Raw genomic sequence first — 364 nt, 5'->3', positions numbered from 1 at the left:
GCTGGTTTAGCTATTGCTACTCGTATGCGTGCAAAAGAAGGCGGATTAAATGTTGGGGCTCGTAACACACAAGACGCTATGTCTGCTTTACGTACTGGTGACGCTGCATTAGGTTCTGTTTCAAACATCTTACTTCGTATGCGTGATCTTGCAACACAAGCATCAAGCGGTACTAACAACGATAAAGATATCGCATCTATGGACAAAGAGTATCAAGCATTAGCACAAGAAATTGATCATATTGCTGATAAAACAAATTTCAATGGTAACGCATTTTTAGGTGGTGCTGGTGGGAAAGATATCACAATTCAGCTTTCTGACGCTTCAAATGATACAATGAAAATCACAGCTATCGATACAAAAG

At 39.8% G+C, this 364-nt stretch carries 1 protein-coding gene; it reads left to right on the top strand.

Annotated elements, in window-relative coordinates:
- A partial coding sequence (locus MR170_RS31235; protein WP_481746805.1) for a flagellin N-terminal helical domain-containing protein occupies window positions 1-364 on the top strand: 364 nt, incomplete at both ends.

The organism is Bacillus cereus group sp. BfR-BA-01524, from assembly GCF_022662595.1.
Classification (GTDB): domain Bacteria; phylum Bacillota; class Bacilli; order Bacillales; family Bacillaceae_G; genus Bacillus_A; species Bacillus_A thuringiensis_S.
Note: the sequence above shows the minus strand (reverse complement) of the source record. Positions and strands in the feature narration are given on the sequence as shown.